The organism is Terribacillus sp. 7520-G (assembly GCF_002271665.1).
GTDB lineage: Bacteria > Bacillota > Bacilli > Bacillales > Amphibacillaceae > Terribacillus.
This window is the reverse complement of record NZ_NQFP01000026.1, coordinates 71098-78884: the sequence shown is the minus strand read 5'-3', so window position 1 is coordinate 78884 and position 7787 is coordinate 71098. Positions and strand designations below refer to the sequence as shown.

Sequence of the window (7787 nt, the reverse complement as noted above, 5' to 3'; positions counted from 1 at the left end):
CCTCAGCTTTAGAAGCAGCTTCCTTAGCCTTTTTCTCTTCCTCGGCTTTGGCAGCGGCCTTTTCCTGAGCTACGATCTCAGCTTCTTTTGCATATCTTTCTCTGTCTTCTGGGGAGATAGAAAGCCCAAATAATATGAACGAAATAATTGCTAGAGCAAGATACGTGAATGCTAACTTAATCCGCTTTTTTCTCTTGAATTTTATAAGTCCCCACTTAGGATTAAAAATGCTTAATACAACAAAGAGAATAAAGATTACAGATAGTAAGAAAAAAATATATCCATGATGCTCCCCTTTTAAGATAGTGAAACGTTAATCTTTATTGAAACGTGGTGGATTAGGCTGCCTTTGACCAGGTTTTCTACCTTTTTGTCGTTGCATAATATACTCAATAAAGTTAAGCACTTCTTCTTTACTTTCCTGGTTCATTCCATGAAGGCTACGCATTGCATACTGGAAGTCAGGATCATTGTATGCTTTTTCGGCTACCTCCCTAGAGGATGTATTATCACCATTAACAAGATAGTCCACTGATACTTCGTATAAATCAGATATTTTCTTTAGCATATCTAAATCTGGTTGTCTTACATCAGATTCATAGCTAGAGAGGGTATTATTTTTTATACCTAATTTTTCAGCGGCAAACTTTTGACTTAATCCCATACGTTCACGTGCTTTTTTAAGGCGATTTCCAAAGCTCATGTTCATTCTCCTAAGCGCTTTTTCTTCCTAAATTTTATCATTTATTCACTCTACGAGAAATAAATTTCACAAAACGAGAATAAAAGTATTGATTTTCTCGATTTGTGAATTTATAATAGGGTTACAGTTCACGAAACGAGAAAGTGGTGATTTGATGATTGGTCAACGTATTAAATCAATTAGACAAAGTAAGGGTATCACTCAGGTCCACCTTGCTAAAGAACTAGGATATAGTCATTCTTCTGCGCTAAGTGAAATCGAGTCTGGCAAAAAACGTTTAAGTGCTGACAAGATTCCAATTGCCGCAAAAGTTCTCGGAGTCTCTATAGAAGAACTTTTTTTTGACGAAAAAGTTCTCGTATCGAGAACATCATAAAGAATAGTTCACGTACTGCACAGAGCGCCTGAAAGCGAGAGGGAGCGACGATATGAGCCCCACCAGAATACATGCAGGTCATTGCCAGGATCGGACGTTCTCTGCAGTACGTGAAGACGAAACAAAAAAGGAGGTTCACTCATTGAACAATTTAAAGGTTGTTGCTGATGAGATGTTACCGGTTTATGAAACAAATGAAGGAAACAAAGTCGTTAATGCTAGAGAGTTACATGAGCAATTATTGGTTGGAAAAAGGTTTACTACATGGATTCAAGATCGAATTGATAAGTACGGATTCATAAAGGGTGAAGACTTTCTCCCAATATTGGGAGATTCACTTGGTGGCCGTCCTAAGCAAGAATATCTCCTCAGTTTGGACACTGCTAAAGAGATAGCAATGGTTGAAAACAATGAGCAAGGACGAGCAATACGAAAGTATTTTATCTCGGTCGAGAAAAAACTCCGTCAGCCATATGCACCGAAATCTGAACTAGAGATTCTGCAAGCCACCATTAATCAATTAGTCCAGCAAGAGCAGCGGATGACTCAGCTAGAAGGTCGAGTAGACAATATTTCTAACATAGTCTCAATTTCCAGTGTTGGATGGAGAGAAAAGGTCAGTGTCATCCTTAAACGAATTGCAAGAAATTGGACAGGCATTGAACCCCAGCGAAGCGTTGTAATTTTAAGTTATGAACGTTTTGAGAAGCGAGCTGGTTGCAAGTTGGAACTTCGATTAAATAATCGTAAGCAGCGAGCTGCAGCTAAGGGGATGCCAAAATCATATGTCAACAAGATCAATAAGTTGGATGTTATTCAAGAAGAGAAACGTCTTGTCGAGATTTACGTTCAGGTTGTAAAAGAGATGGCTATTGAATTCGGTATTGACGTAAGTGATTTCCAGGAAGCCTTATGACGCTTCCTAAATGACGAGCAATTACTCATATGAAGGGAGAATAACAACATGAGTTTAGATGAGACATTGGAAGCAAAATTCCGTGAAATCCAGCGAGAAGAAAACAAAAAAATGCTTGAAAGTATCCGGCTTATGCTAGAAGAGCACATGGCACCACAGGGAGACAAACTGTTAAATCCAAACGAAGCAGCCGAGATTTTAGGATACGCGCCATCTACAGTGTATGAATTATGTCGACAAGATGCTTTTCCTACTGTTAGAGATGGTCGTAAAGTCCGGATATCATACATTGGATTGCAACAATGGATAAAAGAAAAATCGCAAAATCAACTTGCTAATTAGAGTATAAACCACACCCACAATGGTAAAGGAGTCGAACAAAATGGAGAACAAAAAAACTTATACCACAATCTATCGCCCGTCAGCGATACCTTCGCTTTTAAAAACTGCCCGGGAGCGCTCTGTCAATACGAACATGAGGCAGAAAAAGCAGCTGGCAGAGGAGTTAGGGATCAGCCAAACAAGGCTTTCTAACATTGAAGATGGGGTGTCTGTTTGTCCACTGGACTTAGCGCTTGAATGGTGTAGGGCAGTAAATGATAGGACTACTGAACAAGCTATCCTCCACATCTTTGGAACAGCATTACCACCGACTCATCCTGCATTAGTGCGGAACCTTCCAAGTCAGCTCGTCAATCACCTTGAGCAATTAGAAGAAGGTATCAATGTAACACGCAGACTGTTGCAAATATACGCCGATGCGCGCCCTGATAAGCCATTTGATGCTGCACAGATAAATGAGATCGAGGAGCTAGCAGTTCAGATTGTTGATACGGATCAGTCATCGGGATGTGTGCTGGACTCCATGGCTCTCAACTGGAACATAAATAAGGATGGAGTGATAGATAGGTGGGTGCTAAAAACCATGAACGACGGAGTAATAGTTCGCAGCAGCGAGAGACTCGCACAAATAAAACGAGTCGATATGATTGGCACGATGTGAAGATTTGGACTTTAGCAATCCTTGTATTCCTATTCGTGTATTACGGACTAATAAGAGCGTGGGAGGTAACGCAATGAAGTACTTAGTAGAAATGGAAGTGTTGAAGAAACAATCGGTTGTCGTTGTTTTAGATGAAGAGCTTATATCATCTGAAAAGGAAATCGAGCAGCTGGCAATTGATAGATCAGAGAAACTCAGTGAATCAGCCTTCGTGACAAAAGAAAAGCTTTGGGTGATGCGATCCAGCAAATTATTGCCAATGAACATATCTAGCAACCAGATCATGCTTCTGGAATGCGGCTACCCTTACGAAATGATTATGAATATGGATGCGGAAGATACAGAGGCGGAACTCGATGCAGTATCAAGAACATAAAAAAGCGCTAAACAGCGGGCACTGTTTAACGCTTGCAGGTTACACAAATCGATTATATCACTTTTAGTCAAAATGAGGAACAGCCTTCGGGCTTTCCTCGGTGGGTGCGATGAATCTCTTTCTAATTTTCTTGGTTCCCGCCGAGGAGATTCCGAAATCTCTAATACAAACAAGGGAGTTGAAAAAGATGGACATTGATACATTAGTCAGAACTTCAAAGGCTGTAAAGGATGCCAATGACAAAGGAATTAGTGCTATGTGGGGTGATGAAATTATGTTAAGCCCACAGTTATTCAATCAGGTAGTTATGGATTATGACATCATTCCGGAAGTATTCACTGTGGCGGGGGATATGGTCCAACTGCATTTTGAAAGAGAAGGACTAAAATTTACGATGATTGTCAGCCAGCAGCAGTACAGAAACATGAAAAAACGACCGGCCTGAGGAACCGATCGTAGGGGCATTCGCATAAGAAATTGTTATTTACAGTATAAGCGAATGCCTCAATAAAAAGCAAATATGCGGAGGAGAATCTTTTTGAAAAAGTTGAGATTACAAAAGCTAGTGTTAACCAATTTCAAAGGAATAAAACATTTTGAGTTACTTGTAGACGGTAAAAACGCCGAAGTGTTCGGTGAAAATGCTACTGGAAAAACCAGTATATATGATGCATTTTTATGGGTTCTATTTGGTAAGGATAGCATGAACAAAAAAGACTTCGGTATCAAAACAAAGGATCAAGAAGGTAATGAGTTACATGCCCTGGATCATTCAGTGGAAGTGACATTCTTGGTGGATGGCAAACAGTTAACCATGAAGAAAGTTTATAAAGAAGTGTACACCAAAAAGCGTGGTCAAGTTACATCTGAGTTCACTGGTCACACCACAGATCACTATCTGGATGGCGTTCCTGTGAATATGAAAGAATACAACGATAAAGTTGCCGAATTGATAGACGAGAAAATTTTTAAACTGTTGACCAATCCAGCATATTTCAATGTTGTGCTGAAGCCGAAAGAGCGCAGAAATATGCTACTGGAGATTGCCGGAGGGATTTCAGATGATGAGGTAATTGCTTCGGATGAAAAGCTGGCCAAGTTGCAGAAAATCTTGGATGGCCGCTCTATCGAAGATCATAAAAAAATTATTGCAGGCAAACAAAAAGACATCAATAAAGAGCTGGATCGTATCCCTATTCGAATTGATGAAGCTCACCGGTCTTTGCCGGACGTATCCGGATTAAATAAAGAAGAAATTGTAACGGAGTTGGGTTTTCTAGAGAAAGAAAGAGCAGCTAAGAGTGAAGAGTATAACAGTATTCAGAACGGCGTGGAGATTGGTAACAAACAGCGGGCATTGGTAGAACTGCAGACCAAGCAGATTGACTTAGTGAATACTCATAGAGCGAAAGAACATGATGGTGTGCTGCAGCTGCGACGTGAGTTGAATAGGCACCAGGAAAACATGGATAACTTTGAATACAAGCAGCGCAGGGTTAAACGTGATATCGAAAGTATGCAGAGCGATATCACTAAGAAAGAACAAGTGATGGAACAGCTCCGTAATGAATGGAACGACGTGAAAAAGAAGGAATTCAACTTTGAAGAGGATACGCATTGCTCACTATGTGGCCAGGCATTACCGGAAGAGAAGCTAGCCAGCCAAAAAGAAGATGCGCTTGCTGCTTTTAACAAAGAGAAGTCGTACAAGCTGGAAGAGATTCAAAAACAAGGGAAACAATTAGCTTCTGAAAGCGAAGATTTGAAAACCAAAATCAAAGTTCTGTCAGAAGAGATTCAAGGCTATGAGGAAGCTAAGTCATTGGAGCAGGAAAGCATTGTCTCATTAAAAACACAAATCCAGAAGGTTGAAGAGTCCGCGACAGACGTTCAAGATACTCCTGAGTATAAAGAGATCCAAAAACAACGTCAGCAGCTGGAGAGCGATATTCAAGAACTACGTCAGTCCTCGGAGGCTGCCTTGAAAAAAGTAAGAGATGAAGAACAGAAATTAGCGGAAGAGATAAAAGCGCTACAGGCCGATTTAGCAAAATTTAGTCAAGTGGATCATATTAAAAATCGGATTGCGGAGCTAGAGCAGGAACAACAAGATCTGGCAGCAGCTTATGAGGAATTGGAAGGCCAGGAATTCTTGGCGAACGAGTTCATTAAAGCTAAGGTCAATCTTCTGGAAAACAAAATCAACTCCAAATTCAAATATGCACGCTTCAAGTTGTTCGAGTCGCAGATCAACGGTGGGCTTCAGGAAGTCTGCAAAACAATGTATAAAGGCATTCCATATGGAGAGGGACTGAATAATGCAGGGTGCATCAATGTAGGTTTGGATATCATCAACACTCTATTCCAGCACTACGGAATTACAGTGCCGATCTTTATCGATAACAGCGAAGCAGTCACGCAGTTGATAGACGTAGATTCGCAGGTAATCAGCTTACGAGTTTCAAAGGGTGACACAAAACTACGTGTCGTTACGGAAGACCTTCAGGAGGCTATATAAAATGGGCAAAAAAGCATTGGGAATTGTACGCAAAATGGATGAACTAGGGCGAGTTGTAGTTCCAAAAGAAGTCCGTAAGGTTAACGGCTGGGAGGCCGGCACGCCTATTGAAATGTTTTCAGACGAACAAGGGCTGTATTTGCGAAGATATGGCCGCGATCGTGAAGAACAAGAAGTTCTCGATAAATTGGATGCGGCAGCTAAACAAGCATCTGATGAAGTGCTGGAAGCAATTGCAGCAGCGCGAGATTATATTAAGCAAAATCAAGGAGGGCTCAATTAATGAGTAAATCAAACGAGTTGGCACTAGTTAAAAAAGACACAGTGGACGTTGTAGCAACGAAGGTGAAGGAATTTCAGGAGAATGGGGAGTTGCACTTCCCAGCCTCCTACAGCCCGGAAAATGCCATGAAAAGTGCTTGGCTGATTCTGCAAAACACACAGGATCGAAATAAGAAGCCAGCTTTGGAAGTCTGCACGAAGGATAGCATCGCCAACTCATTACTTGACATGGTGGTGCAGGGTCTTTCCCCATCGAAAAAGCAAGGTTACTTCATTGTTTACGGTAACCAGCTGACTTTCCAACGCTCATACTTCGGCACCATGGCCGTTACGAAGCGAGTAACAGGCGCCAAAGCTATAGATGCAGCGGTCATCTATGATGGCGATGAAGTTAATTATGAGATGATCAACGGTCGGGTACAAAACCTAACCCACAAGCAGAAGTTCGGCAACATCAATAAAGAGAAAATCATTGGTGCATACTGCACGATCACGCTGCCGGACAACGAATATTATCACGAAATTATGACTATTGAAGAAATCCGTCAGGCATGGAGTAAAGCACAGTTCTGGGGCAAGGATCAGGCAGTTGAGAAGAAAGGGTCCACACATGATGAATTCAAGCAGGAGATGGCTAAAAAGACGGTCATCAACCGTGCCTGCAAGAAGTTCCTTAACTCCAGCGATGATAGTAGCCTGCTTATGAATCATTTCAATGGCAGCGATGATCGCTCACAAGAGGCTCAGGCTCAGCAAGAAATTAGAGAAAATGCAAATGGTGATTTCATCGACATCGAAGTTACCGAACCAGTTGAACAGCTTCCTATCGAGCATAAGCCGGTAGATGAAGATGGTGTTATACAAGAAGAGAAGCAACATGAGGAAGCAGAAACAGGCGGTCCTGGATTTTGATTGATATAAAGGTGCTGGCAACCGGAAGTACCGGAAACTGCTATCGGATAACCGATGGCAGCACGCCTCTCCTTCTGGAATGCGGCATCAGATACAAAGCGATACAACAGGCTCTCAATTACAAGGTATCTGAGATACATGGTTGCTTGATAACTCATGAGCACAAAGATCACTGTGCTGGAGTTACGGAAGTCATGAAGCGTGGCATACCGGTTTATATGTCTCAAGGAACAGCAGAAGCCATTAACACTGACATCTATCACCCGAAAATTGTGAAAGCAAAACAGCAGTTCAAAATTGGCACATGGACCATTAGGGCATTTGATGTGCAGCACGATGTTTCGGAACCGCTAGGATTTCTACTGGCAAACGAGGCAGGAGATAAACTGCTCTTTGCAACTGACACCTATTACATCAAATATCGTTTTAGTGGGCTGACACATCTAATGGTTGAGTGCAATTTCTCGATGGATATCTTAAACAAAAACATACAGCAAGGTCGCGTACATCCGGCCATGAAGAAACGTCTGATCCGCTCACACTTTAGCTTGGAGAATATGAAAGAGTTCCTACAAGCAAATGACCTTAGTAAGCTGCAGAGCGTACACCTGCTCCATCTGAGCGATTCAAACAGCAACGAAAAGCTATTCAAGGAAGAAGTACAAAAGATCACTGGCACAATCGTGCATGTGGCATAGGAG

The 7787-nt window shown here is 41.7% G+C and carries 11 protein-coding genes; 10 read left to right on the top strand and 1 reads right to left on the bottom strand.

From position 1 onward, the window contains the following. Positions 1–313: 313 nt before the first annotated feature. Positions 314–703: a helix-turn-helix domain-containing protein gene (locus CHH53_RS10510; RefSeq protein WP_095216086.1), complete on the bottom strand. Its 390-nt coding sequence runs from the start codon at positions 701–703 to the stop codon at positions 314–316. A 154-nt stretch (positions 704–857) separates the two neighbouring features. Between CHH53_RS10510 and CHH53_RS10505 the strand changes: the two genes are divergently transcribed. The 10 genes from CHH53_RS10505 (at position 858) to CHH53_RS10460 (ending at position 7784) form a co-directional block, all read left to right on the top strand. Continuing rightward, a complete protein-coding gene (locus CHH53_RS10505; protein WP_369819878.1) occupies positions 858–1079 on the top strand; it encodes a helix-turn-helix domain-containing protein in 222 nt (73 codons plus the stop codon). A 142-nt stretch (positions 1080–1221) separates the two neighbouring features. After that, positions 1222–1995, top strand: coding sequence for an antA/AntB antirepressor family protein (locus CHH53_RS17680; protein WP_158221540.1), 774 nt, complete (start codon positions 1222–1224; stop codon positions 1993–1995). A gap of 48 nt (positions 1996–2043) precedes the next feature. After that, positions 2044–2337, top strand: coding sequence for a helix-turn-helix domain-containing protein (locus CHH53_RS10495; RefSeq protein ID WP_095216083.1), 294 nt, complete (start codon positions 2044–2046; stop codon positions 2335–2337). A gap of 40 nt (positions 2338–2377) precedes the next feature. Next, positions 2378–2998: a helix-turn-helix transcriptional regulator gene (locus tag CHH53_RS10490; protein WP_095216082.1), complete on the top strand. Its 621-nt coding sequence runs from the start codon at positions 2378–2380 to the stop codon at positions 2996–2998. A 73-nt stretch (positions 2999–3071) separates the two neighbouring features. Continuing rightward, entirely contained in the window at positions 3072–3374 is a 303-nt protein-coding gene (locus tag CHH53_RS10485) for a hypothetical protein (RefSeq protein ID WP_095216081.1), read from the top strand. Between the two features lie 187 nt (positions 3375–3561). Beyond that, the gene (locus tag CHH53_RS10480) at positions 3562–3819 is read left to right on the top strand and encodes a hypothetical protein (RefSeq protein WP_143594489.1); all 258 of its coding nucleotides are present in this window, start codon (positions 3562–3564) and stop codon (positions 3817–3819) included. Positions 3820–3912: 93 nt separating this feature from the next. Beyond that, entirely contained in the window at positions 3913–5892 is a 1980-nt protein-coding gene (locus CHH53_RS10475; RefSeq protein WP_158221539.1) for an AAA family ATPase, read from the top strand. A 1-nt stretch (position 5893) separates the two neighbouring features. Next, positions 5894–6175, top strand: coding sequence for an AbrB/MazE/SpoVT family DNA-binding domain-containing protein (locus CHH53_RS10470; protein WP_095216078.1), 282 nt, complete (start codon positions 5894–5896; stop codon positions 6173–6175). Further along, positions 6175–7086, top strand: coding sequence for a recombinase RecT (locus CHH53_RS10465; RefSeq protein WP_095216077.1), 912 nt, complete (start codon positions 6175–6177; stop codon positions 7084–7086). Before CHH53_RS10470 ends, CHH53_RS10465 begins: the two co-directional genes overlap by 1 nt. Continuing rightward, the gene (locus tag CHH53_RS10460; protein WP_095216076.1) at positions 7083–7784 is read left to right on the top strand and encodes an MBL fold metallo-hydrolase; all 702 of its coding nucleotides are present in this window, start codon (positions 7083–7085) and stop codon (positions 7782–7784) included. The genes CHH53_RS10465 and CHH53_RS10460 overlap by 4 nt, the downstream gene beginning before the upstream one ends. Positions 7785–7787 lie beyond the last annotated feature (3 nt).